The organism is Ruegeria sp. HKCCD6157, from assembly GCF_013110685.1.
In the GTDB taxonomy this organism is placed as follows: Bacteria; Pseudomonadota; Alphaproteobacteria; order Rhodobacterales; family Rhodobacteraceae; genus Ruegeria.
Genome location: NZ_WVRB01000001.1, coordinates 266,906 through 292,788 on the forward strand (window position 1 = coordinate 266,906; position 25,883 = coordinate 292,788).

A 25,883-nucleotide genomic window follows, 5' to 3' on the forward strand; every position below is an offset into this window, starting at 1 on the left:
GTTTATCCATCCTTGTCGGTCCGAAACCAAGTTTCCGGGTCCACCGGGGTGTTGTCTTCTCTTACCTCTATATAGAGCGTTTCTGGGCGATCAGTTCCAGTGCCATCACCGCTTGTTGACAATATTGCGCCGATTTCCGGCGTTTCACCCGGCATCAGGCCAACCGGAGTGCCTTTGGGGATCACCTGCCCGGGTTGACCATAGACCTCTTGCAAGCCCGAAAACACGAACAACAGGCCCGGTTGCGGCTCCAGAATGACAAGGTTTCCCAAATCCAGCAATGGCCCGCGATAGCGGATCGTGGCCGCAGTGGGGGATGTTACAAGCGCACGGGAACGGGTGCCGATGACCAGACCAGCGCGGGCGACCCCTGCAGCGTCCGGTTCACCGGCCTTGTGCAGCAGGATGCCCTGCACCGGCAAGGGAATCTGTCCTTTCTGATCCAGGATGCTTGCGTCGGTTTCAATGATCTCGCCTTCTGAAATCTCTGACAGACCGCTTGCAAAACCATCCAGAGTCTCGGTCGAAGAAATCAGAATGGCCGTGCGCACCGGGTCTTCGACAAACCGACGCGGCAAATCAGTGCGGTCGGCAATCGCTTCGCTCAACCGCGTGCGGGCATCCTGCACACCGCGCAGCCCTTCGGTCAAAGTTTCCGAGGCGCTTTGTTGCAGCAGACGCAGGGTCTGAACCTCTTGCAGGTCCTGTGCCAGCGCTTGCGCTTTTGCATTGAGCCCAGGCGTCACCTCGGACAGCATCATTCCGGCCCGCGCCGCGCCCAATGGGCCTGACGGGTGCAGCATCAGCACTGGCGGTGCGGTCGTTTCGATGGTCTGCAAAATGCCCAGCAACTGCCTGACGTCCTTTTCACGCGCGCTCAATTGCGCGCTCAGTTGCGCTTCGCGTGTTGCAGCCTTGCGCAGACCGGTCCGCATCGCGCTCAGCCCGGCCTCATAGGCTTGTATCGTTTCGGTCAGCGCCCGCACCCGATCCCTTGCGCCGTCTGCTTCGCTCAGCGAGATCGACGCCTGTTCCAGCATCCTTGCCGCATCCAGTGCTGCCCGAGAAGCGTCGTCCTGAGCAAAGGCCTGACAAGCTGAAAGCAGCACAATCGCAAGGGCGGTCAGCCTCATGACAGCAGGCTTTCTCCGGTCATTTCCGGCGGTTTGGGCAGGTTCATCAAATCAAGCAGGGTCGGCGCCAGATCAGACAACCGCCCCTGACGTACCTGCGCGCCTTCTGGCCCTCCGACCAAAGCTATAGGCACCGGGTTCAGCGTGTGCGCCGTATGCGGACCGCCGGTTTCCGGATCAACCATCACTTCACAGTTACCGTGATCGGCGGTGACGATCATTGCGCCGCCTGCTTTTTCCAAGGCAGCAACGACCTGAGCCAATCCTGCATCAACGGCTTCGCATGCCTTAATCGCAGCTTGAAGGTCGCCGGTATGCCCGACCATATCAGGGTTGGCGTAATTGGTTACGATCAGGTCGTAACCTTGTTCGATCGCCTCGACAAACTTGGCTGTGACCTCGGCCGAGGACATCTCGGGTTGCAAATCATAGGTCGCAACCTTGGGTGATTTGGGCATATAGCGATCTTCACCTTTTTCAGGGGTCTCCTTGCCCCCGTTCAGGAAAAAAGTGACATGGGGGTATTTTTCGGTTTCAGCCAGCCGGAACTGACGCAACCCCTGCTTGGCGACCCATTCCCCGAGCGTGTTCACAATCGCCCGTTTCGGAAAAACCGCGGTCATATATTCGTTGTGACCGTCCGAATACTCTACCATGCCCAGCAGCGCCGACAGTTTCGGCCGCGGCCCGGTTTCGAAATCGGCAAAGCCCGGTTCACCAATCGCGCGCAGGATTTCGCGAGCACGATCTGCACGGAAATTTAGACAGAAAAAGCCATCGCCGTCGGATACGCCCTTGTATCCTTGCAACACGGTCGGCGTAATGAATTCGTCAGACTCAGACTGGTTGTAGGCATAGTCCACAGCGCCATGTGCGGTGTCGGCCGCCCTGCCCTTGCCGTTGATCATCGCGTCATAAGCTTCTGCGATCCGTTCCCAGCGATTGTCGCGATCCATGGCGAAATAGCGACCGCTTACCGTGACGACACGTGCCCCCTCGGGCAGCCGTTCTTCCAACTGGGAAAAATAGGTCAGCGCAGATTTTGGGGCCACGTCGCGCCCATCCGTGACCGCATGAAGGGCGACCGGAACACCGGCATCCGTAATGGCCTTGGTTGCAGCGATGATGTGGTTCAGGTGCCCGTGAACACCACCATCCGAGACCAACCCCATGAGATGAGCCGTACCCCCTGAGGATTTGACCTTGGAAATGAATGCCTGCAATGCCTCATTGTCAAAGAACGAACCGTCTTCGATGGCCAGGTCGATCTGACCCAGATCCATGGCCACAACGCGGCCCGCACCTATGTTTGTATGACCGACTTCGGAGTTACCCATCTGCCCACTGGGCAGACCTACGTCCGGGCCATGCGTTGTCAGCGTGGCGTGCGGGCATTTGGCCATGATCGCGTCAAAGGTCGGCGTGTTCGCCAGATAGGGCGCATTCGCCTGTGTGTCGTCTGACACGCCCCACCCATCAAGAATGCACAGAACAACGGGTTTGGGGGTTGGCATTGAAAATCTCCGATTACTGCTCTTGGGTCTTCTTCTAGCGTCTGGCCGGCAAGGGGTGAACCATCTTTGCGGCAATTTACGCAGAATTAATCAAACGGCCTGGCGGCTTCGGCCCATCGCTGGCGGACAATGAGCCGCTGCATTTTTCGACGCAAAGCCATCATGGTTTTATCGGGGAAAACCCGGACGAGACTAGTCTTTGAGGTAACGCGTGTATGGCTTCGCCTTGCGGTTGCGATATTTGACCGTCAGTTCCAGCGGCGTGTCGTTTTCGTCGTAGATGCCGATCATGATGCCCGTGCCCCCGCTTCGGGTCCGCATATCGATCAACTGCTGTTCGGACCGGGTGGTGCGCTGTGACGGGCGCCGCGCCCAGGCAAACAGGTGATCGTACATTTGCGCGATGACTTCCGAATGATCCGCGCTGTCACCCAGATCCACCAGTTCATCGGGGTCGTTTTCCAGATCGAACAGGATCGGCCTGTACCCGCCCTCGCAATGGATGAGCTTCCACTTTTCATTCGCGACCATGAACATCACCGCATCTCGAACCGATGCATTCAGTCGCTGCGCGATGGGGGACGCGGAATAGTCATACTCGCAAATCGCGACCTGTCGGGGCGTTTTGTCGGACTGACCATGCAGGATCGGCAGCAGAGAATGCCCCTCGAGAATATGCCCGGCTTTTTCGCCGCCTGCCAGTTCCAGAAACGTTGGCGCCAGATCGATCGACTCGACCAGCGCGTCGCAGGTGGTACCGCGCGTGACGTCCGCTTCGGGTGACGGGTCATAAATGATCAGCGGCATTTTGGTGGAGGCATCGTGGAAGAAAGTCTTCTCACCCATCCAGTGGTCGCCCAGAAAATCACCGTGATCCGAGGTCAGCACGATCATCGTGTCGTCCATCCGCCCGGTTTTCTCCATCCAGTCGAACAGACGACCCATCTGGTCATCCGCTTGTTTGATCAGCCCCATGTAAGCCGGGATCACCGCCTCGCGGACATCCTCGCGCGAAAATGCCTGCCCGACCTTGGTGTCCATGAAGGCCTTCAGGACGGGGTGGGCATTCTTTCGCTCAGCTTCCGAGCGGACCACGGGCACGACATGTTCGGGCCCGTACATCGAGGCATAAGGTTCCGGCACGATGTAAGGCCAGTGAGGCTTGATGTAGCTGAGGTGACAGCACCATGGTCCGTCATGGCTGTCAATGAACTCGATTCCACGGGTGGTCAGATATGGTGTTTCACTGTCCTCTTCCGCGATATTTGCAGGTTCGGATGAATTCTTCAGGAACCACCCCGACAGCACGTTGCCATCGGCATCCAGACCGGAATTGGCAAAATCATGCCACGGATTGTCGCTCTCGTATCCCTTGTCTGCAAGGTAATTGTTGTATTTCTTTGCCCCGTCCGGGTCATAGAATCCGTCCGGACCCTCTGCGCGCAACCCGTCATCGCGTTCGAACACGTCAAACCCGCATTCCGCGACGCGGGCCCCGATGATGCTGTCGGGCTCCAGCCCAAGACGGGCCATCCCCTCGGCATCGGCTGCCATATGGGTCTTGCCGACCAGCCAGCAATCCATTCCCGCCTTGCGCAGGTGGTCGCCCAACGTGATCTCACCCACTTTGAGGGGAATGTTGTTCCATGAGGCCCCATGGGAGTGCACATAGCGCCCGGTATAGGTCGACATGCGGGAACTGCCGCAAATCGGTGACTGGATATAGGCCCGGTCAAAACGGACACCGCGCGCGGCCAGACGATCGATATTCGGAGTATGCAGATGTGGATGCCCGTAACAGCTCAGATAATCCCAGCGCAGCTGGTCGAACATGATGAACAGGATATTTTTTGCCTTGGCCAACGCGGTGCCTCCCCGAAAGTCATGGGGACCTAGTTAGCCACTTCCGTTCGCAGAGCGAAGCAAAACTTGCTTCAGGCCTGATGCTCCATCTGTTCCAACATCTTCCTGGCACGTTTGCACTGCAACTGATCGCGCAGCGGGCTGTCCGGATCGACATCCTTTTGACACACAACGCATTTATCGGCGCCCGAGATCGCATTCAGGCCACCGCAGCTGCCTTTGATGGTCTTGCCCATCAGCATGACACCCAATGACATACCGACCATGACAAGCGCCAAAAGTATAAAGGCCAGAATAAAAGTGCTCATCTCGGTTCCTGCCTGTCAGTTGGTTCCCAAAGCGTCTTTGAACGCGGTGCTGTGCGACGTAATATAGGCATCTTCGCCGCCTGTCACATCCCGCGAGATGAAGTACACGGCAAGTTTATGCTTTTCCGCAATATCCATTCCCTTTTCCTGACCCAAAGCCAGCATGGCCGTTGCCCAGGCATCCGCCAACATTGCGTTTTCCGCCAGGACCGTGACAGAGGTCGTGCGATGTGTGATCGGGCGTCCCGTTGTCGGATCGATGATATGCGAATACCGCACACCGTCCTGTTCGAAGAAATTCTTGTAATCGCCCGAGCTGGCCATGCCGCGATCATCCAGGGAAACGATCAGTTGAATGCTCTGAGCGCCCGTTTCAGGCTTTTCGATGCCAATGCGCCAGGCTTCGCCCTGCTCATTCTTGCCTTTGGCGACAAGATCACCTCCAATCTCGACAAGGTAATCGTCGATACCGGCATCCTGCAAAGCGCCGGCAACCGCATCGATGCCATAGCCCTTCGCAATCGCCGACAGGTTGATGCCCACCTGCGGATCAGCCTTCGACAGCGTGCCGGCTGCGGTGTCGAGCGTCAGCAAACGGGCTTGCCCGACGCCGCTCAACGCGGCCTCGATTTCAGCATCCGAGGGCACCGGATCCTCGGGCTTGCGTGGGCCAAAGCCCCAAAGTTCGATCAGCGGGCCCAGAGTTACATCAAAAGTCCCACCGGTTTTTTCGTGCACGTCATTGGCGGCCGAAAGGACCAATGCGAGTTCGTCCGAGACCGGAACGGGGGCTGTGCTGGTTGACGCCGAAAAGACGGACACCTCGGATTCTGGATCCCAGTTGGACATTTTGGCGTTCACCTCGGCCAGCGTCTCTTCGACGGCTGCGGCCAATGCGGCCTCATCAAGATCTTCGCCGATCGCGGTTATGTTGAAGGTCGTGCCCATCGTTTCGCCCGACAGACGAACCACCTCGGGTTCTTTGTCGAACAAACAGCCGGAAAGAAGGGTGGCAACGGCCAGTAAAGGCATAAGACGCATCGGGCGATCTCCGGGAAATTCTGTGCCCGGCATATGCCAGTGGCCCCGGCCAGAGTCAAACTGCGATCACATCTTCAGCGGCAGGAAACCCAGCATCAAAAGGCCGACCCCCGCCGGCACGCCGAACAACCACGCACGTTTTTGCCAACCCGGCGGCTGTTGCTTCCACGCCATGCGGAAATTGTGGCCACAAACAACAACGGCAAAGAAGATCAATGCCGCTATGGGTGGCGTAAGATAGAGTTCACTCAATGGCTTGAACGTCCTTTCCGGGCCCGCGTTTTTGCCGATCGGCGCAATTGCACCCTATACAGGTCGTTTAGCTGCGCTAAGGTAAAAGGGAAAGACTTTGCAAGAACCACAAGGAGATTGCCCATGGCTCCAACCTCTTACCAGTCGCCTTCGCGTGGCGACAAGGCTGACAAGACGACGTACAGCCAGTCTGCGGAATCGAACCTGTCGCATTCGCAGACAACCGTGGCCAAGCTGCTTGAAGGGAAAGGGGACGCGGTGTTTTCGGTGCGGCCAAATGACACCATCCATTCTGTGGTCAACACGCTGAAGGAAAAGCGGATCGGTGCTGTTCTCGTGACGGATCAGAACGGGGCGTTGCAGGGGATTTTGTCAGAACGCGACATCGTTCGGCGCATGGCAGACACACCCGGCCAGACCCTTCCGCAATCCGTCGAAGACCTCATGACCAGGGATGTTAAGACCTGCACACCGGATGATCTGCTGAATGAAGTTCTGAAAACAATGACCGAGGGTCGTTTTCGCCATATGCCGGTGCTGCGCGACGGTCACTTGTGCGGCGTCATCACGATCGGAGACGTTGTCCACTTCCGTCTCAAAGAGTTGGAATATGAAGCGCTTCGCATGAAGCAAATGATCGTCGGTTAAAGGCCCACTGTTCATCCGGTCGAGGTGAACCGAACACAACCGGCGTTGATCTCGGCGGCTGTCAATCGACCCGAAGCGAAAGCGCCCGTGTCAATCGATACCACCCGGTTCCTGATCCGGGGCAGGTCCACGATGGTGTGGCCGTGTACCACCCATTGGCCATCGCTGCGGGCCAGCCTGGGAAACATGGGATGTCCCCAAAGACAAATCTGGCGATCTTGGGCCTCAATCGGCAGTCGGGGGTCCAGCGCCGCATGAACGAAAGTGACGTTGCCGGTGGTCCAGGTCAATGGCCGGTCGGCTAGCCAGTTGATCAGGCTTTCGCCCATCTTCAGGCGAAGATCATCCGCCAGTTTTCGAACCTGCTGGTTGTTGTCGATATCCCCGGGCGGCTTCAACCCGAAAGACGCCAGCGTTTGCACGCCCCCATTTTGAAACCAGAGCCGAGCGTTGCCTTCCGGCGCCTCCAAGAATTGCAACAGAAACTCTTCGTGGTTTCCAAGAAGACATTGAACGCGTCCTCCTGACGTCTCGCTCAGGTGAAACAGGTGGCGCAGCACCTGCGCGCTGTATGGCCCTCGGTCGATGTAATCTCCGACAAACACCAGCAAGCTCTGATCGTCCAGTCTGGGCAACAACGCCTGCAACAAGTCCAGACGACCATGGATATCGCCCACGGCCGTCACTTTCTCGGCCGGAGCGATGTCGCAAGACACCGCGTTCGTTGTTCGCTCCGCCCTGCGGTCGAACCACCGTCTGATCCAGTTCGTAATCATACACGTTGATCCCTATCCTTCTCGCCCATTGGCGGCAATGAGCATCTGATTGAATCAGCAAAGAGTTGACCAATGACGTCTGGATGTTCGATATGACCTTCGGCGCAGTTCAAAATGTTTGACCCGGCAACAGCGGCAGAACCTTTTGTTCGGCGATGATCGTGCAGGGCGTTTTGAGGGTTCTATGAAACGGGTTTTGATTACGGGCTCTGCGGGGTTCATCGGGTTCCATCTGGCAAAGCTGCTGTTACAGGAAGGGTTCCGCGTGCATGGATACGACGGGATGACGGATTACTATGATGTGGTCTTGAAACAGCGTCGGCATCAAATTCTGCTTCAGACACCCGGGTTCACGGCAACCGAGGATCGGTTGGAAAATTTTGATCGGTTGATGCAGGTCGCCGAGGAATTTCAGCCGGAAGTCATCGTTCATCTGGCGGCTCAGGCCGGTGTGAGACACAGTTTGGAACATCCCCGCAGCTATGTTGAATCGAATGTCGTTGGAACATTCAACGTGATGGAAATTGCACGTCAGCATAAGGTGGATCACCTTTTGATGGCATCGACCTCTTCGATATACGGTGCCAACGAAGACATGCCGTTTACCGAGACGGAAAAAGCCGACACCCAACTGACCATCTATTCCGCGACAAAGAAGGCGAATGAGGTGATGGGGCATTCCTATGCGCATCTGTGGGATTTGCCGACGACCATGTTCCGCTTCTTTACCGTCTACGGCACCTGGGGACGGCCGGATCTGGCGTATTTCAAATTTGTCGCCGCCATCCTGGATGGCCGCCCGATCGACATTTACAATCACGGCGACATGTGCCGGGATTTCACCCATGTCCAAGACCTTGTACGCGGCGTCAGATTGCTGATCGATGTGCCTCCGGTACGGCCAGCCAACCGTGAGGATATCGAGGACGGAGACAGCCTGTCCCCCGTCGCGCCCTACCGCATCGTGAATATCGGCAACGGAGAAAAAGTGCGCCTGATGGATTTCATCGAAGCCATCGAACAGGCAGTGGGGCAGAAGGCGATCAAGAACTTCATGCCGATGCAGATGGGTGATGTTCATGCCACCTGGGCGGACAATCGGCTGCTACAAAGACTGACGAACTATCGTCCCCGGACAGACCTGAAAGACGGCATCACCCAGTTCGTTGCGTGGTACCGAGATTATTACGGAAAATAACGCAGGCCTATCGCCAAATGAAAGAACCGGCGTCTTCAACGCCGGTTCTTTTTTGTTCCTTACCCGCCGAAATCGTCGAGCATGATGTCTTCGCGGTCCACGCCCAGATCCAGCAGCATGTTGATGACCGACTGGTTCATGATTGGCGGACCACACATGTAGTATTCGCAATCCTCAGGCGCGGGGTGGTTCTTGAGGTACTCTTCGAACAATACGTTGTGGATGAAGCCGGTATAGCCTTTCCAATTGTCCTCGGGCTGCGCGTCCGACAAGGCCACATGCCATTCGAAATTGTCGAATTCTTCAGCCAGACTGTCGAAGTCTTCGACAAAGAACATCTCTTTCTTCGACCGCGCACCGTACCAGAAGCTGATCTTGCGGTTGCGGTTCTGAAGACGCTTGAGCTGATCAAAGATATGGCTGCGCATCGGTGCCATACCGGCGCCGCCGCCAATGAAGACCATCTCTTTGTCAGTTTCACGGGCAAAGAACTCGCCGAATGGGCCTGAAATGGTGACCTTGTCGCCCGGCTTCAAGTTGAAGATGTAGGACGACATCTGACCCGGCGGAATGCCCTCGGACCCCGGCGGCGGCGAGGCCACGCGGACGTTCAGCATGATCATGCCTTTTTCGTCCGGATAGTTGGCCATCGAATAGGCGCGCTCGATGGGTTCGGTCACCACCGATTCATATTGCCACAGATTGAAGCGATCCCAATCCTCGCGATATTCCTCTTCAATGTCGAAGTCCGTGTATTTCAACTGGTGTGCTGGTGCTTCGATCTGGATGTAGCCACCGGCGCGGAAGTTCACATCCTCGCCCTCGGGCAGGTCCAGGATCAACGCCTTGATGAAGGTCGCTACGTTTTCGTTCGACCGAACGGTACATTCCCATTTCTTGACGCCGAAGACTTCTTCCGGAACTTCGATATCCATGTCCTGCTTGACGGCCACCTGGCAAGACAGGCGATCACCACATGACGCTTCACGTTTCGTGATATGGCTTTCTTCGGTTGGCAGGATCGATCCGCCCCCCGAATGCACCCGCACCCGGCACTGCGCACAGGTGCCGCCGCCACCGCAGGCCGAAGGGACAAACAGCTTCTCGGCAGCCAGCGTCTGTAGCAGCTTGCCACCTGCCGGAACGGAAATGGTCTTTTCGCCGTTGATCGTAATGTTGACGTTTCCAGTCGATACCAGCTTGGATCGGGCGGCCATGATGATGGCCACCAATGCCAGAACGATTAAGGTGAAAAGAGCTACGCCTAAGGTAAAGGTTTCCATCAACGCCCCCTTACAGTTTCACGCCCGAGAAGGACATGAAGGCCATAGCCATCAGACCCGCGGTAATGAAAGTGATGCCCAGACCTTGCAGACCATCGGGAATGTCCGAATATTTCAGCTTTTCCCGAACTCCGGCCATTGCGGTGATTGCCAGTGCCCAGCCAAAACCGGAAGACAAGCCATAAGTCGCCGCCTCGGCAAAGTTATAGTCACGCTCCACCATGAACAGCGACCCGCCAAGGATGGCGCAGTTCACCGTGATCAGTGGCAGAAAGATCCCCAGCGCGTTGTAAAGCGGTGGGAAATACTTGTCCAAAACCATCTCGAGTATCTGCACCATCGCCGCGATCACGCCGATATAGGAAATCAGGCCAAGGAAGGTCAGGTCCACATCCGGGAACCCGGCCCAGGCCAGCGCGCCCGGTTTCAGCAGGTAATTCAGCAGCAGGTTGTTGGCAGGCACGGTGATGGCCTGCACGACCATGACCGAAATCCCCAGCCCCAGCGCTGTCGAAATCTTCTTGGACACGGCGATGAAAGTGCACATGCCAAGAAAAAAGCTTAGCGCAAGGTTTTCGACAAAGATGGCCTTTACGGCCAGTGAAATCAGACCTTCCATCAGTGGGCCTCTACCTGCTGAATTTTGTATTCACGCTCTTCCACCTGGTTCGGTTTCCAGGTGCGGAAGGCCCAGATGATCAGACCGATGATGAAGAACGCCGAAGGCGGCAGCAGCAGCATGCCGTTGGGCACGTACCAGCCGCCATTGTTGACGGTTTCCAGAATGGTGACCCCGAACAGCGACCCCGCGCCGAACAGCTCGCGAATGAAGCCGACCAGCAGCAGGATCAGGCCATAGCCCATGCCGTTGCCCATGCCGTCGATGAAGGACGCAACCGGGGGGTTCTTCATCGCAAACGCCTCGGCGCGGCCCATCACGATGCAGTTGGTGATGATCAGGCCGACGAAAACCGACAGGGTTTTCGAAATCTCGAAAGCATAGGCTTTCAGGATCTGGTCCACCAGGATCACCAACGACGCGATGATCACCATCTGAACGATGATCCGGATCGAACCGGGGATCTGGTTGCGCAGGCATGAAATGAAGAAGGACGAAAACGAGGTCACGAAGATCACCGCCAGCGCCATCACCATCGACACTTGCAACGATGATGTCACCGCAAGTGCTGAACAGATGCCCAGCACCTGCAATGTGATCGGATTGTTGTCGACAAGCGGGTCGACCAGCATCTCTTTCTTGGTCTGGGACATCAAATCTCTCCTGCTTGAAGTTTGGCCAGGAAGGGACCATAGCCCGCATCGCCCATCCAGAATTTCACAAGGTTATCGACGCCGACCGAGGTCAGCGTGGCCCCCGCCAACGCATCCACGTAGAAATCTGGCCCGGCTGCGGGCTGCGATTTGGCAACGGTGATTTGCAGATCACCTGCTTCGTCGCGCAGCTTTTTCCCGTTCCACAAGGCTTTCCAGCGCGGGTTGTCCACCTCGGCCCCAAGACCCGGAGTTTCACCATGCTGATAGAATTGCAGGCCGTAGATATCGTTGCCGTTGTTTTCAAGCGCGATAAATCCATAGAGCGTCGACCACAGGCCGTATCCGTGCAGAGGCAGGATCACCTTGTCCAGATCACCCGCATCATCGCGCAGCAGATAGATAACACGGTACTTGGATTTGCGGCCGATACCGGCTGGGTCATTGTCCAGCGCGACGCTCAGCTCTGGATCGCTGGCGGCGGTGATGTCGTCAAACGTGGTCGGATCAAACTGATCATCGACGAAGGTGCCTGTGGACAGCTCCAGCACATGTGGTTCGAAGGCGGCAAAAGCCTCTGTCACGTCGATGCCCGGCTCAAACACGCCCGCAACTTGCAGAACGTTTACCTGTTTGTCCTTCAGCCGGTTGGCTTCTTGCACCGGGCGCAGGCTGACTGCGGCTGCGGACACAACCATCGAGGCGACCAGACAGACGGCAACGGCGATGAAGATCGTCTTGCCAACAGAATCCGGCGACGCCGCCAGGAATTTGGCCAATGCGCCCTTGGGTGCCTCGTTTTTATCTGGGGATTGCGTATCAGACATGGCGACGCGCCCTCCGTTTGATGTTGGCTTGCACGACGAAATAATCGATCAGCGGTGCAAAGACGTTGCCGAACAGGATTGCCAGCATCATCCCTTCGGGGAAGGCCGGGTTGATCACGCGGATCATCACGACCATGACACCGATCAGAGCGCCGTAGATATAACGCCCTACATTGGTGTGGCTGGCCGAAACCGGTTCCGTCACCATAAAGGCCAGCCCGAAAGCGTAACCGCCCAACACGATATGCCAGTACCACGGCATCGCGAACATCGGGTTGGTATCCGATCCGATCAGGTTCAACAGCAGGGTAAAGCCGATGGTGCCCGCTAGGCAGCCCACAATCAGGCGGTAGTTGGCGATCCTGGTCATCAGAAGGAAAGCCAGACCGATCATGCAGGCCAGTGTCGATGTTTCGCCAAAGCTGCCCTGAATGGTGCCGAAAAACGCGCTCGACCAAGTGATGCCTTCGGCGGCCAGTGCCTGCACACCTTCGGCCGCAGACACGCCCAATGCAGTTGCGCCCGAGAACCCGTCAACGGGTGTCCAGACTGCATCCCCCGACATCTGCGCCGGATAGGCGAAATACAAAAACGCCCGCCCCACAAGCGCGGGGTTGAGAAAGTTCTTGCCGGTGCCCCCGAACACTTCCTTACCGATCACGACGCCGAAGATGATGCCCAATGCCACCTGCCACAGGGGCGTCGAAGCAGGCATGATCAGCGTGTAAAGCATTGATGTAACAAGGAAGCCTTCGTTCACCTCATGGCCGCGCACGGTGGCAAAGATGACCTCGAAGATACCGCCCGCGACAAGCGTGACGATGTAGATCGGAAGGAAATACATCAGACCATGCATGACGTTGGCAAAGATGCTGGACGGGTCCAGCGAAATCCCGAACATCTGCAACAAAGCAATCCGCCAGCCGGTGGCCGATTCCGGCCCCAGCAAAGCAATCGCCGAGTTTGCCTGATAGCCGGTGTTCCACATCCCCCACAGGATGCAGGGGATCGTCGCGATCACGACATAGGTCATGATCCGCTTCATATCCACATAAGACCGCGCGTGCGGCGCCACCGTGGTCACGGTTTTTGGAGTGTAGATGAAGCTTTCCACCATCTCGTAGATGGGGAAGTACTTTTCGTACTTGCCGCCCTTGGTGAAGTTCGGCTCGATTCTGTCAAAGAAGCTGCGCAAACCCATTCGGCTCAGCCCTCCTTTTCAATTTTGCTCAGGCAGTCGCGCAGCGCCAGCCCGTATTCATATTTTGCCGGACAGGCAAAGCCCACAAGGCCCAGATCCTCTTCGTCCAGCTCCAGCGCACCCAGGGCTTGGGCAGTGTCCGTATCCATTACCAGCAGCGCCCGCAGCAACTGAGTGGGCAGATAGTCCTGCGGCATCAGGTCTTCGAAAACACCTGTGGGCACCATGGCCCGACGCCCGCCGTTCAGGTTGGACGTGAAGGCATACAGCTTCTTGGCGAATGCCGAACCTAATACAGGCTGGACCGCGTATTTCGACGGCATCGGACGAATCCAGCCCAACGGGATTTGATCGGGATCTTCACGGATGATGCTGATCTGGCGCGCGAACCGGCCCAGATAGGCGGTCGGACCCTCAGCGTGCCGGCCCGACAGGATCGAACCCGAAATGACACGGGGCGTACCGTCCAATTCGACTTCGTCGCGGGTCAGATCGTCAGTTGATGCGCCCATCACGGTACGGATCAAACGTGGTCGACGCGCACCCGGCCCCGTCAGGGCAATCACGACATTCGGATCCAGATGGCCGGTCAGCATCAGGCGGCCAATGGCGATGACATCTTGATACCCGATGGTCCAGACCTGCTTGTCGCCTGCAAGGGGTTCGAGGAAGTGAATATGCGTTCCGGCCAGCCCCGATGGGTGCGGGCCTGCGAAAGATGCAGTTTCGACACCGGCGACATCTGCGCCGGGTATCGTGTCACCCTCTTTCTGGCAAAGATAGGTTTTGCCCTCGGTCAATGTGCTGACTGCCGCCAAACCGGCGGTAAATTCTTCGGCCGCCTCGGCAATGATCGTGGCAGCGTCAGCGGCCAGCGGGTCACTGTCCATGGCGGTGACAAAGATCGCATCCGGTTTGACGCCGGGGTTCGGCATTTTCGAATAGGGCCGCGTGCGGAATGACGTCCACAGGCCGGCGGCGCACAGCTTGGCCGTCACGCCTTCGGCGCTGTCGGCATCCCCTATGCCCGAGAAATCGACACCGGCGTCATTGGCATCTGTCACTTCGATCACGACGCTTTGCAGCACCCGACGGGCACCACGGTTGATCGCGACGACCCTGCCACTTACCGGTGCGACCATCATCGCGTCAGGCGCGTCCTTGTGACAGAACAGCGGCGCGCCACGTACGACGCTGTCGCCTTCCTGCACCAGCATCTTGGGTTTCAGGCCGATGTAGTCACCGCCCAAAACGCCCACGGTCGAGTATTCCGGGCCCGGGTGAATGGTCTGGTCAGGAGCGCCTTCCACCGGCAGATCCAGCCCCTTTTTCAGTTTGAAAGTTTGCATGTTGCTACGTTCTTCCAAGCCTCTTTTCTGCGCCAGCTCTGCCAACGCCCTTTCGGGGTCATGCAATAGCGCGGTTTTTTCGAACCTCCGTCGCAAAAGCGTCGAAAACGGTCCAAAATCCGCAGGCGTATTTCCGATCAAGGACCCTTTACGCGGGGAAGGTCACAAACGCAAACCTGTTACCGCCAAAACTTGAGGATGAACCACACAAACCTGCGATTGATCGGTCATTTCCTCTGAAACCATGCCGTATTATTGCATATCGCGCCCACCAAGGTTCCAGTGTAAGCAACCGGAATGGAAAAAGACACAGATTTGGAAATCTTTCTGGTTGCCACGCCGGGCCTCGAAGCGCCTCTTGCTGACGAGGCGCGATTCAACGGATTCGCACAGGTCAGAACTGTACCGGGCGGCGTGACATGCCGGGGGACATGGCCCGAGGTCTGGCGCGCCAACCTGACACTGCGCGGCGCCAACAAGGTTCTGGTGCGGCTGGGCAGTTTCCCCGCCGTGCACCTTGCCCAATTGGACAAACGTGCCCGGAAATTTCCCTGGGGCACCGTTTTGCGTCCTGACGTGCCGGTCAAGGTCGAAGCCATCAGCCGCAAATCCAGAATTTATCACGCCGGTGCAGCTCGTCAGAGGATCGAGCGGGCAATATCCGAAACATTGGGCGCCTCGATATCACCCGACGCAACCCTTCGGGTCTTGCTTCGAATCGAGAAAGACATCTGCACCATCTCGGTCGACAGCTCCGGCGAGCCGTTGCACAAACGCGGTCACAAGGAAGCCATTGCCAAGGCCCCAATGCGCGAAACAATGGCCGCCATGTTCCTCAGAGAGTGTGGCTACTCGGGCGATGAACCTGTACTGGACCCGATGTGTGGATCCGGTACCTTCGTGATCGAGGCCGCCGAGATCGCTCTGGGCCTGCGCCCCGGCCGCTCCCGCAGTTTTGCATTCGAGGACCTCGCGGGCTTTGACGCTGATCAGTGGCTGGAAATGCGGCAGGAAACGAAGACGGCGGAATGCGCGCTTACCTTCTACGGCTCGGATCGCAACTCGGGCGCAGTCGATGCGGCGACTGCCAATGCCGAAAGGGCGCAAGTCGCTGCTGTGACGCGGTTTCAACAGCGTTCCGTCAGTGACATAAAACCCCCCGAAGGTCCTGCGGGGCTGGTCATTGTGAATCCGCCCTACGGGGCGCGGATTGGTGACGAAAGACGCTTGCGTTCGGTCTATGGTGCGATGGGCAAGACCTTGATGAACCGGTTCCGGGGATGGCGGGTCGGCGTGATCACCAGCGCTCCGGGGCTTGCCCGGGCCACACGTCTGCCTTTGCTGGCGCCAGGACCGGTCGTCGACCATGGTGGAACCAAAATTCGTCTGTACAAAACAGACCCCTTGCCGTGATTGCCTGGGACGCTTCACAACCAATTCATGACGATGGCTGCGCGGGCAAGAGCGGGCAAGAAAACCACAGGGTTTCCGCTTCAAAGGGGGGCGATACCCTTATTTCTCAACGTGCCTGTGAACCTCTCGACATCTTGGCGCCGGCGCAATCGTGACCTGCCCGGCAGGGGCGAACAGGTTGGCGGACACCCTTGCGCGCTGGTCAACCAGAAGAACGCAGACAAGCAACCGCTCGATTTTTTCGAATCGTGAAGACCTGCTCGAATTACCGGGTTCCGACCTTATCGGTGCGCCGCCCTTTTTTGGTTGTTGCGTTCGAAAGATTCGAGTGATCGAAATACAGAATCCTCTTGCGCATCAGACACGCCGCGTATAGATCACCCGCCACGGTCGGAGTGTAGCTCAGCCTGGTAGAGCACTGTCTTCGGGAGGCAGGGGTCGGAGGTTCGAATCCTCTCACTCCGACCAATAAAACAAGGCGTCCAAGGACGCCTTTGTTGTTTTCAAGACAGTGATCCGAGGTTCGTTGAACCTGAGTCTAGTCGAACTCCAACGCGCTAGCGGCCTTACGGAGGTGTTCCGGGCTGTAACGCGCATATACGGACGCTGTGATCCGCGAGTCAGAATGACCGAGAAATTGTGCGATTTCCTCCATCGAGATGCCTGCCTCGGCCATGTGGACCGCCGCTGTGTGCCGCAGCACGTGCGGTGACACATCAGGCAGGCCCGCCGCGATTGCTGCCGCCTTGAAGCCCTTCTTGATAGATTTCACAGGCCCTCCAGCCCATTCTATGACGTAGTTGGACAACGCGGCCTTTCGCGCTTCAACGAGTGCGGTGCGCAGACCCTTAGTCATAGGAACGATGGCGCGGCCCTTTCTCTGCCCTTCGTCCGTGCGGAGGTTGATCTGACCACGCTCAAAGTCCACACGCTCCCAGGTCAGCTCCAGAACTGCAGTCACCCGGGCAGCCGTAGACAACATCAGTCGGATCGCCAGCTTGGTATGAGGAGCACACTCGACCGCAAGGAGCTGTGCGATCTCCTGGCGTGTTAGATACCTCTCTTTGGGAGCCGGCTTACTTGGGCGCTCGATGAAGGGTGCCCTGTCGATCAACCCGGTCTTCTCGGCCCAATTCAAACAAGTCCTCAACTTACCGAGCTGTGTCCAGATCGTGCCGTCCTGAATGCCAGCCTGCCGTCGATCCGAGATGTAGGCCTTGCAGTCGTGCGCGCCGATCTGATCCGGGCGAAGGGCGCCAAACCAGGGCAGCACGGAACGGCCGGTGTATTCCATGCTTTCATGCACCGGCCGACCCTCTACTGTCGCGCTGTAGGATTTCCAGATCGTCTCCACCGTCAGTTCGCCCTTTCCAGCTGCCTGGGCGAGGAGGACGTCACGGGCTTCCGCCTCGGCGCATTCGAGGGTTTCCGCGTCAAGACGATACCGGCGTCTGCGTCCATCCTCCTCATACCAGACAACGACGAAGCGGCCGTTGAGACGGCCAATGTTGTATTCCTGCACTGCTCGAACTCCTCTACTTTGTGTGCCGGTATGCGAAACTGACGGCCAACTCTGAAGCATTCGAGCTGGCCGGACTTACAGAGCTGACGAACGGTTTCAGAACTACAATTCCAGCGATCTGCAAGGGTCTTGGGAGTATAGGGCGGGGACATGGTTCACCCTCCTTCTCAATTGATTTCTTCAATTATAGCGTTTCGATGAACGGGTAAGCTTCGAGGGAAAGCTCCTCGAAACTTCAGGCTGCAAAGATGCAATGGACACAGGCCACCGTGAACGACCCTTCCTGGTCCCGCAAAGAAACGCTTGCTCGCTACCTTTGGGTGCTACGCGGCCACTTTGAGCGGGGTAGCAAGCAACAGTTCATCAAGCTCGTCGCGCATCACAGTCTGTCTATGAAATAGAGCATCGGCGACGAGATGGATCTTGTCCCAATTCTGGTTCACCATTTTTTTCAAACGACGCCTTGCAGCCACATAGAGCTTTTTTCTTCCCGCAAATCTCGGGTCCACCATCCTCAAAACCATCCCTACCTGATGGTAGTCGCGCACCGACAGATCAGGGTTAAATGACTCCGGATCCAAACACTCTTCCACATAAGGCCCTGCCAACACATGCATGCAGTAACCGACGACGGTTTCTTTTTCTTTCTTCGAAAGAATTGAGCGTTTCTCAAGAATGGGTGTCAAACGATCGGACGAGATGGTCATACAGACTGCCGGGCATTCAGAGCTTTCATTCTTGATCGCCAAATCGTTCGATCTGATGAATTTCTGATCTACCGAAACCCACGCCACAGGGAATCCAATCAGCCGAGCAATCACAGCGTGACCTGCTTCGTGCCAATAGGGTTTGGAAAGCTCTATGGCTGCCCAGTCCGAATTTGCCGTAGCCAGTTCAATAATGTTAGTGTCCATGATGATGTTCTCCTTTTTCGAACATTGAACTGCGGCGTGGTTTCAGTTTGCCGACCGGGGCCACGCCGCAACCTAGAGCTTCTAAACGCTCGTTACTTCCCACTGAGGGAAACTTCTGCGAACCTGTTTGTTAAGCTGATCGAGTAATTTGTTGAGCTTCACCGCTTGTTCCATTGCAGTCGCTACATCGGTTTCGTCGGAGTTCTCCAACTCCGCTAGACGCGTTTCGATTTCTGTTCTCTTGTAGCGATTGACGATGGAAGAAAGCTCGACTGCGGCGTCGATCAAGCTCCCGATGATCACCTCAGCGCGCCCGATGGCACCTTTGCGGTTGCCGTAGATTGCATCGACGCCATACTGGTCAATGCCTATTGCTTCGGCTTCCAAGGTCACATCTTCCGGATTGCGCTCATCTTCGAAACTCGGTGGTTCGATTCCCGCGAGCTGCAACGCCTGTTCAAAATCTGTGAACCCGGCGCTCTCGTTCCAAAGTTCACTAAACGGCGTTTCTAGGTATGGCGCGGTGCCCTCCTGCGCGGCTTTTTGGCGAGCCTTTTTTCTCTCCCGATAAGCCTTTTGCTTTTCTGCGGGTGTTAGCGGCATTTTATATCCTCAAATGCGTCAATCTTTTACTAAAGTAACACATACACGTTACCGTTACAATGGTTTTTTGCTTCAAAGATTCAGGAAACCGCAAACCTTACCGGTGGCCGGTCAAGCCAAACAAAAATCGCTACGGAATGACCCATTTTGCGTCGATTAATCAAAGTTGTGTTGTCAAAATATCGCTAGTATGCCGAGGGCAATTAGTCCGGTGAAAAAAGCTCTGGAAGAAGGTTAGTCGTTGCAACTAATACGTGCATACGCCACCTTGGCATTTGAGCAAAACAGTAGCTCGAACAGGGTAGTGTTTTTCATCGAAACCGAAAATCTGATCTTGTTCAATGATTTTGAGAAACTAGAAAATCGAGCTTTGGGCCGTTGGCGACCTTATTAAGAATTTGAGATGGGAACTATGACGATTTCAACACCAATAGACGAAATTGAAGCTTGGTCTAAGAAACAGTCACCTTGGCGACAGGACTGCCTCCGTCGATTGGCAGTGAGCACAGAGCTGGAAGAGACCGACATTTCTGAGCTCTTAGCTATGATCAAACACCAAGTGGGTTTTGAACTGGATAGTCCCGCAAAAGAACCGGTTGTGTTCGAAAAGGCTCACTTTGGTGGCAGCAAACACAAACCTATCGTTCTCAAGGGTATCGGCAAGGTTGAGAACGTAAACCGATTGGCTTCGAATGCGTCCCTAGAGTTTTGTCCAAAAGCGTTGACCGTGGTTTACGGTCGAAACGGTAGTGGAAAAAGCGGCTTCGTGCGAATTCTCAGGACCGCTTGCCGCACGCGGATCGAGCACTCGGCAAAACTGGAGATCCTAAGAGACGTGTATGGCGGCAGCGATGGTCCGCAAACCGCTGAAATTATCATTGATGAAGGTAGTGGTGACGTTGCTATTGCTTGGCAATCGGGCAAGTCAGCGCTTCCACAGCTTTCCCAAGTTACAGTTTTCGACACAATGTCAGCGCAGCTATATGTCGATGGTGGTAATCAAATTCGCTTTCTGCCATTTGGCCTCGCCCTACCGCACAGACTAAACACAGTATGCCTTACGCTCAAGGAACGCATTGAAGCTGAACGTGAAACCGCAGTCGGCAGCAAGGTGGAGTTGGCTTCGATTTCACTCCCTGTGCAACGGGAGACGAACTCGCAATTGTTCGACCGGAACTTAACCAAAGATACATCGGACACAGAAATTCAAAATGCGACCAATTTTTCACAGGAAGATCAAGAAAAGCTCAATCAACTTGTAAAGGTTCTTTCATCGAGCGCAGCCGCTTCAGCAGATCTGACGGCTTTGATGACGTGGATTAACTCGATTGCAGCCGAATGTGAGGCCGCACTCAAATCTTTCGACGATGTAGCTCTTGCTTCAATGACAAGGTTAAAGGAAAGAGCCAAGGCCGCCCGCAAAGCAGCAGAGCTATCAGCAAGCGAGCTCTTCAATGACGAACCCCTAGAAGGAATAGGTAGCGAAACATGGCGAGCGCTTTGGCACGCCGCCCGCGACTATTCTGTAAAAGAGGCATATTTCGGGGAGGAGTTCCCCAAAGTTGCTAACGGTGAAAAAGTTGCTGCGTGCGTCCTTTGCCAACAACCGCTGCTTGAAGACGGAGTTAACCGAATGCAGCGTTTTCAAGACTATATGGATGGCACTCTTGATCGCACAGCCTCGGCTGCTGAAATGGCAGTAAGTGAAGCTAAAACTGAAATCCCCGAGTTGAAGTTACTACGAGCAGCTGAATTTCCGGGTCATCTTGAGCAAATCCGAAAACGTGAAGCCAATCTCGCCGCCAAAATCGTGGCCTTTAAGAAGGCAGTTCAAGAACGTCGTTTATCAGCACAGGCTAGACTTGACGGAAATGACCATGCAGCAGAACCAGAAGCGGTTTCGCCACACGCCGAATTGCAAGCATTGGCCCGTGCTCTCGAACTCGAGAAAGATAAATTGGAAAGTGCGCATGGTGAAAAAGAACGGGAAGAACTCGCGGCAGAAAAGGCTGAACTCGAAGATCGCAAGCTTATCTCTGAAAATCGCAGCACACTTTTTAAGCGCAGAGATTTGCTCAAGCTCGATGCGGCGTATACAGCGGCGCTCGCTGAAGTGCAGACAAGAGGTATCACTCAGCAGGCTAATAAGTTGTTAGACAAACACCTGACAACCGCTGTTGTAGATCGATTTGAAGCTGAGCGCGGAAAATTCGACATAAAGCATTTGAAAGTGGGTCTTGCCCGCAAAAGTGGGCAAACAAAAGCTGAATATGAGGTCGACACCCAGACCACGTTAACGAATGTAACCTCGAAAATTCTAAGCGAGGGCGAGCAGCGTGCTTTAGCTTTGGCGGGTTTCTTAACTGAAGTGGCTTTAACTGATGGGGCTGGCCCAATCATCGTGGATGACCCTGTCTCATCACTTGACAGGGATAGAAGCGCTAAAGTTGCCGACCGGCTGTCTGAAGAAGCCTTGGAACGCCAAGTAGTAGTGTTCACCCATGACATGGTTTTCTTCAACGAACTATGTAAGGCAGCGGAAGACAGAGGAATTGAGCCAGCTACTGTCGCACTTTTCAGTGATATGGATGCAGCAGGAAAAGTCGATGCAGCTGGCATGGTTTGGAAAGGGCTAAATGTTAAGAGACGCATTGGTCGGATAAAGAATGATTTTGCCCCCTTACCCAAGCTACTTGCTACCAGCCCCTCTGAATACGAATATCGAGTGAAAAACCTCTATGGTAGATTACGCGACACCTATGAGCGCGTTATTGAAGAGGTCGTGTTTTGTGACATCGTGCGCCGAGGATCTGACGCGATTCAAACTCAACTCCTAAGGTATGTAACACTCCCTGACGACCTAGCAATTCGATTTCACGAAGGGATGACGCTTGCTAACACCCATAGTCATGATAATCCGGCAGCCGACACTGTTCCCGTTCGCACACCTATCGAGTTTCAGTCCGATCTTGACGCGTTGGAGTTGCTAGTCCATGACTTCAGAGAAGCCAGCAAAACAGCTGAGGCGGCTAGGCCACAAATGAGACCCAAGAAGTAACCGGGTTAGTTCCAGCCTAGCTGTTCCCTGATCGCCGATCTATTCACTGTTTCGATTTGTGCTGGAGCATTCAAAATATATTCCTTCGCATTGGAACGCGAGAGTCCTTCTAGGCAGGTAAGGTGTGAAATTACTTCATTTGTCGACGGTGTTCGATAACTGTTACCTATCTTTGGTTTCAACTCCGTCCAAACCAATCCATCAATCTCTTTGCTCAAAGCCCAATCTCCAATCAGCTCAGCGTGCTCATGCTTGGATGTTTCGCCGTCGCGCCGCCAAAAGCCCACGGATCTTTCCAAAAACTTGCCAGAAATTCCTTCTCTTTCTGCGAGTGCAGAACGTGCCGAATGAACGCAGTCAACGTCTATCTCCGCCCAAAGAACAGGAACAGAGCGGACATTAGGGGTTATCACCAGCGTTATGCGATCATCCGCTGATTGCCGCGCAAATTCCACAGGGAGGAGCGGACCATCCACCTGCCATTCAGAACACACCGGCAACTCGCGGGGATCCCAGATCAAAGACCCCCAACCCAAGCAACAAATTCTCACTTTCCACCCCTATATTGAAGCGCCCTCACGTCCCTTTACGCTTTGCATCATGAAAAAATGACTACTACATCAATCAAGCCACCTCTTTTACTACCGCCATCAGGGAAGCATAGTCTGTAACAACATCATACTTCACCTTGTCTTCGTTGATTTGCCTTCCAATTTCGTCAAAGAACTTTCTCGCACATTTGATCTTTGTGGCCTCCAACTCTCGCATTTTCATGGAGGGTTGGTCACCCTTGGTTTCAGCTACGAAGTATAGGTGTTTGATCCCCCCCTCTTTGAAAGCGATAGCCCAATCCGGATTATAGTCACCAACAGGTGTAGGAATTAGGAAGCCTCTTGGAAGTTTTGAATAAACAACAACCTCCGCACTTTTGTCCAAATCTCTGACGAACTCCCGCTCTACTTTCGAGTCTACAATCGCGTAGTTGAAGACATGGTTTGAAAGCCTTTCAGTAGCCTTCTTGAAATCATTGCCCGTTTCTGCGGCAGTGAAAATCTCGGAATCATAGCGTTCAGCTACCCCATCATACGTGAGCTTCTCAATAATCGCAGTAGCTTTCTCTTCCTTGATCAAGCGTGACGCTTCGGCGATGAACTGCTCTGGGTTCTTTTGAAACTCCTCGAATACAGATGGCTGAATCTTGGAAAGAACCAGACCAACTGTCTTACGAGTCAATTCTACATTCTCTGAGATCTTGCCGACCAGATCGTAGGTAACTCGTGAATGAACGCTCTTTCTATTTTCTGGACGAGTTTGTCCCTTTTGGAAAGCGTTCCCAACCCTGAGCGCTTCGTCTGTTAATTGATCCGACAGTTCACCTTCTGTAACCAAGTATTGAAGTGGAGATACCCTTAGATCCCGCTCTAACCGGGCAACGCAACTTTTTATAAGGTCGTTACTGTCAAACTCTACTTGATACACAGCTTTTCGGTTGATGCGACGCCAGAGTTCTTGGAACTCTTTCTTGTGAAAGTTGTCGTTCAGTGGGTTCTTTTTTGGCACTCGGCCGTCGCCGATCATATCCTCTACCGCTCTGCCGTTGAAAACTGTGTCCACGAGCGCGAACACAGCTTCCCGGTGCGCCTCTAGTTCCTCTGGCAACTCCGCAAGAACATCGTCCGTCTTAGCTTGATGATACACGTCAGAGATTAGACCATCTTCGTCGACGTAGTCGTTTTTGATCAGGAAACGCTCCAGTTTCTTTGCTAGAACTTTGTCTAGAACCAGTTCGGTTTCATCTGTCTTGAGTGTCTTCGATACAAAATAGTCGGCATCGGCCTGACGCGGTCTTGCAGACAGGTTTTCGACGATTTCTTTTTGGAGCCCCGTTACAAAGCCTTTGTAGCTTTCGTTCGCTACCACCGTGAGAACGTTGACGTCGTGAACTGTGGCCGGATGGTCCATACGTTCCCCATTCCGGTTCACAGAAATCCGAAGACCCCGACCGACCTCCTGGCGCCGTGAAATCGTGTTCTGGCTCTCGTTGTGTTTCAGCATACACATCACGAAGACGTTTGGATTGTCCCAGCCTTCCCGCAGTGCAGAGTGTGAGAAAATGAACCGAGTGGGTTCTTCAAACGACAGCAGCCTTTCCTTGTCTCTAAGGATCAAATCGTAGTCACTTGCCTCGGTCGATTGTCCAGTGAGCTCACCACGCGCAGCCGCTTTCGGATCTGTCATCCGGCCCTTCTTATCGATGGAAAAGTAACCTCTATGAGTTTTTCCGACTTCAATCCCACCCAAGTGCTTGCGGAACGCGTCGTGTTCGAGTGGAAGCTCATCTAGAAAACCGGCTTTGGCATCTTCGTATTCTTCCTCGAACACGCGCGCATACTCGCCTTTCTTATCGGCCTGTTCGTAGTCGCGATATTTGACGACCTCATCGATGAAGAACAACGACAGCACTTTGATCCCACGCGCGAAAAGCTGTTGCTCGCGTTTCAAGTGCGCTGCGATCGTCTCCCGGATCTGAATGCGACGGATGTCGCGTTCTGTAACATCGCCCGTGGCTTGACCAGCGCTCAGCACTTCGCCATTGGTGAAATGGACCGTATCGTCGCGCGCGTCAATCTCGCTGACCGTGAACCCACGATACTGGTCCAGACCGCCAGACAAGTCATACAGATCGCGGCCTTTCCCGATCTTACGCGGCTTTCGCTTAATCCCACTTTGGGTTTTGATTTCTAGCTCCAACCGAGCGACCGGGGCCGACTTCGAGATGTCGATCCCTTCGAGATAAAGATAGGCGTTCGTGCCGGTCAGACCCCTGGTCTCAATCCCGCGCACTTCAATCTTTTTGACGAGCTTTTGGTTAAACGCATCCACTGCATCTAGGCGATGGACCTTGTTATGGATAGTCTTGTGCGTTGCTGAATAGCGCAGGATGAAAAGAGGGTTGAACTTCGGTAACGCCTTTTGCGTTGCCGGGCCTTCCATCTTTTGAGGTTCGTCAATGATCAGAACGGGTCGGTTCTTGGCAATCACATCAATGGGTTTACGGGACTGGAAGTCATCCAATTCGTCGTAAATCCGTCGGTTATCCGCTCCTGTCGCGTTAAATGCCTGGACATTAATCACCATTACATTGATCCCGGCATCCGACGAAAAGCTTTCTAGCTCGTGGAGACGCTTCGAGTTGTAGGTGAACGCACGGATCTTCTTGCCATATTCCTGTTGGAAGTGCTCAGCCGTCATCTCTAGAGATTTGGCGACGCCTTCGCGGATCGCGATGCTGGGCACCATGATAATGAACTTCGACCAGCCATACTGCTTGTGCAGTTCGAACATCGTCTTGATGTAGACGTAGGTCTTGCCTGTCCCAGTCTCCATCTCAACGTCGAGATTCAACTTGGCTCCCGGCTGATAGGCGTTAGGTTTTTTCTTGCCTTTGTCGTCGGTGAAATGCGTAAGGCTTCGTGATTGCGGTAGCAGCGCATTGCGTTGAACGGTATGGACATTCTCCAACAGAACATCGTCAGGCAGCTTGACCTCGGCATTGCCGAAACCTTCCACATCCATACGCGATTGTTGCCCTGCACCGGGATCGACCATGTATTTCAGGTTGTCCTGCTTAGGCTGGCCCTTGAAGCAGTCGACAACCGCATCAACAGCAGCATTCTGATAGGCCTGAGACTTGAATTTTATCTTCAT

Annotated in this window: 22 protein-coding genes, 1 tRNA gene and 1 pseudogene; 5 read left to right on the forward strand and 19 right to left on the reverse strand. The window is 54.9% G+C overall.

Annotated features, from left to right (window positions below; all coding sequences use genetic code 11):
* Positions 1-2: 2 nt before the first annotated feature.
* From GS612_RS01135 to GS612_RS01160, 6 genes are all read right to left on the reverse strand, one after another.
* A complete protein-coding gene (locus tag GS612_RS01135; RefSeq protein ID WP_171232278.1) occupies positions 3-1,133 on the reverse strand; it encodes a murein hydrolase activator EnvC in 1,131 nt (376 codons plus the stop codon).
* The gene (gpmI, locus tag GS612_RS01140; protein WP_171638817.1) at positions 1,130-2,647 is read right to left on the reverse strand and encodes a 2,3-bisphosphoglycerate-independent phosphoglycerate mutase; all 1,518 of its coding nucleotides are present in this window, start codon (positions 2,645-2,647) and stop codon (positions 1,130-1,132) included. Before gpmI ends, GS612_RS01135 begins: the two co-directional genes overlap by 4 nt.
* A 192-nt stretch (positions 2,648-2,839) precedes the next feature.
* Complete coding sequence (locus GS612_RS01145) at positions 2,840-4,510, reverse strand: sulfatase-like hydrolase/transferase (RefSeq protein ID WP_171638818.1); 1,671 nt, start codon at positions 4,508-4,510, stop codon at positions 2,840-2,842.
* Between the two features lie 71 nt (positions 4,511-4,581).
* Complete coding sequence (gene nqrM / locus GS612_RS01150; RefSeq protein ID WP_152460192.1) at positions 4,582-4,818, reverse strand: (Na+)-NQR maturation NqrM; 237 nt, start codon at positions 4,816-4,818, stop codon at positions 4,582-4,584.
* 15 nt (positions 4,819-4,833) lie between these two features.
* On the reverse strand, positions 4,834-5,859 hold the full coding sequence (locus GS612_RS01155) for an FAD:protein FMN transferase (protein ID WP_253286083.1): 1,026 nt from the start codon (positions 5,857-5,859) through the stop codon (positions 4,834-4,836).
* 66 nt (positions 5,860-5,925) lie between these two features.
* Positions 5,926-6,111 (reverse strand): hypothetical protein, encoded by a 186-nt coding sequence (locus tag GS612_RS01160; protein ID WP_152460190.1) that lies wholly within the window; start codon positions 6,109-6,111, stop codon positions 5,926-5,928.
* 123 nt (positions 6,112-6,234) lie between these two features.
* Between GS612_RS01160 and GS612_RS01165 the strand changes: the two genes are divergently transcribed.
* Positions 6,235-6,759 carry a CBS domain-containing protein gene (locus GS612_RS01165; RefSeq protein ID WP_171119143.1) on the forward strand — a complete coding sequence of 175 codons (525 nt, stop codon included), beginning with the start codon at positions 6,235-6,237 and terminating at the stop codon, positions 6,757-6,759.
* A gap of 11 nt (positions 6,760-6,770) precedes the next feature.
* Here the strand turns inward: GS612_RS01165 and GS612_RS01170 are convergent, their stop codons facing one another.
* A complete protein-coding gene (locus GS612_RS01170; protein WP_171638820.1) occupies positions 6,771-7,535 on the reverse strand; it encodes a metallophosphoesterase family protein in 765 nt (254 codons plus the stop codon).
* Positions 7,536-7,719: 184 nt separating this feature from the next.
* Here GS612_RS01170 and GS612_RS01175 point away from each other — a divergent pair, with 184 nt between their 5' ends.
* Positions 7,720-8,733: an NAD-dependent epimerase/dehydratase family protein gene (locus GS612_RS01175; protein WP_171638821.1), complete on the forward strand. Its 1,014-nt coding sequence runs from the start codon at positions 7,720-7,722 to the stop codon at positions 8,731-8,733.
* 59 nt (positions 8,734-8,792) lie between these two features.
* Here GS612_RS01175 and nqrF read toward each other — a convergent pair whose 3' ends face one another.
* From nqrF to GS612_RS01205, 6 genes are read right to left on the reverse strand one after another with little or no spacing between them, the layout of a single operon-like run.
* Positions 8,793-10,016, reverse strand: a complete 1,224-nt coding sequence (nqrF, locus tag GS612_RS01180) for an NADH:ubiquinone reductase (Na(+)-transporting) subunit F (protein WP_171638822.1) — start codon at positions 10,014-10,016, stop codon at positions 8,793-8,795.
* A gap of 10 nt (positions 10,017-10,026) precedes the next feature.
* Complete coding sequence (gene nqrE, locus GS612_RS01185; protein ID WP_050603817.1) at positions 10,027-10,635, reverse strand: NADH:ubiquinone reductase (Na(+)-transporting) subunit E; 609 nt, start codon at positions 10,633-10,635, stop codon at positions 10,027-10,029.
* Entirely contained in the window at positions 10,635-11,288 is a 654-nt protein-coding gene (locus GS612_RS01190) for an NADH:ubiquinone reductase (Na(+)-transporting) subunit D (RefSeq protein WP_152460184.1), read from the reverse strand. The genes nqrE and GS612_RS01190 overlap by 1 nt, the downstream gene beginning before the upstream one ends.
* The gene (locus GS612_RS01195) at positions 11,288-12,115 is read right to left on the reverse strand and encodes a Na(+)-translocating NADH-quinone reductase subunit C (protein WP_171230372.1); all 828 of its coding nucleotides are present in this window, start codon (positions 12,113-12,115) and stop codon (positions 11,288-11,290) included. Before GS612_RS01195 ends, GS612_RS01190 begins: the two co-directional genes overlap by 1 nt.
* Positions 12,108-13,316, reverse strand: a complete 1,209-nt coding sequence (locus GS612_RS01200) for an NADH:ubiquinone reductase (Na(+)-transporting) subunit B (RefSeq protein WP_171169456.1) — start codon at positions 13,314-13,316, stop codon at positions 12,108-12,110. The genes GS612_RS01195 and GS612_RS01200 overlap by 8 nt, the downstream gene beginning before the upstream one ends.
* A gap of 5 nt (positions 13,317-13,321) precedes the next feature.
* Positions 13,322-14,665, reverse strand: a complete 1,344-nt coding sequence (locus GS612_RS01205) for a Na(+)-translocating NADH-quinone reductase subunit A (protein WP_171638823.1) — start codon at positions 14,663-14,665, stop codon at positions 13,322-13,324.
* 297 nt (positions 14,666-14,962) lie between these two features.
* Between GS612_RS01205 and GS612_RS01210 the strand changes: the two genes are divergently transcribed.
* On the forward strand, positions 14,963-16,078 hold the full coding sequence (locus GS612_RS01210; RefSeq protein WP_171638824.1) for a class I SAM-dependent RNA methyltransferase: 1,116 nt from the start codon (positions 14,963-14,965) through the stop codon (positions 16,076-16,078).
* Between the two features lie 391 nt (positions 16,079-16,469).
* Positions 16,470-16,546: transfer RNA gene (locus GS612_RS01220), tRNA-Pro, on the forward strand.
* Between the two features lie 70 nt (positions 16,547-16,616).
* Here the strand turns inward: GS612_RS01220 and GS612_RS01225 are convergent.
* The 4 genes and pseudogenes from GS612_RS01225 to GS612_RS01235 form a co-directional block, all read right to left on the reverse strand.
* Entirely contained in the window at positions 16,617-17,600 is a 984-nt protein-coding gene (locus GS612_RS01225; protein WP_171638826.1) for a tyrosine-type recombinase/integrase, read from the reverse strand.
* Positions 17,601-17,617: 17 nt separating this feature from the next.
* Positions 17,618-17,752 (reverse strand): annotated as a pseudogene (locus GS612_RS20675) (helix-turn-helix domain-containing protein); the annotation flags it as partial.
* A 171-nt stretch (positions 17,753-17,923) separates the two neighbouring features.
* Positions 17,924-18,514, reverse strand: a complete 591-nt coding sequence (locus GS612_RS01230) for a hypothetical protein (protein WP_171638827.1) — start codon at positions 18,512-18,514, stop codon at positions 17,924-17,926.
* Between the two features lie 81 nt (positions 18,515-18,595).
* Positions 18,596-19,117 (reverse strand): hypothetical protein, encoded by a 522-nt coding sequence (locus tag GS612_RS01235; RefSeq protein ID WP_171638828.1) that lies wholly within the window; start codon positions 19,115-19,117, stop codon positions 18,596-18,598.
* Positions 19,118-19,529: 412 nt separating this feature from the next.
* Here GS612_RS01235 and GS612_RS01240 point away from each other — a divergent pair, with 412 nt between their 5' ends.
* Positions 19,530-22,175, forward strand: coding sequence for an AAA family ATPase (locus GS612_RS01240; protein ID WP_171638829.1), 2,646 nt, complete (start codon positions 19,530-19,532; stop codon positions 22,173-22,175).
* 5 nt (positions 22,176-22,180) lie between these two features.
* Here the strand turns inward: GS612_RS01240 and GS612_RS01245 are convergent, their stop codons facing one another.
* Positions 22,181-22,696 carry a hypothetical protein gene (locus GS612_RS01245; RefSeq protein ID WP_171638830.1) on the reverse strand — a complete coding sequence of 172 codons (516 nt, stop codon included), beginning with the start codon at positions 22,694-22,696 and terminating at the stop codon, positions 22,181-22,183.
* A gap of 103 nt (positions 22,697-22,799) precedes the next feature.
* Positions 22,800-25,883 (reverse strand): type III restriction-modification system endonuclease, encoded by a 3,084-nt coding sequence (locus GS612_RS01250; RefSeq protein ID WP_171638831.1) that lies wholly within the window; start codon positions 25,881-25,883, stop codon positions 22,800-22,802.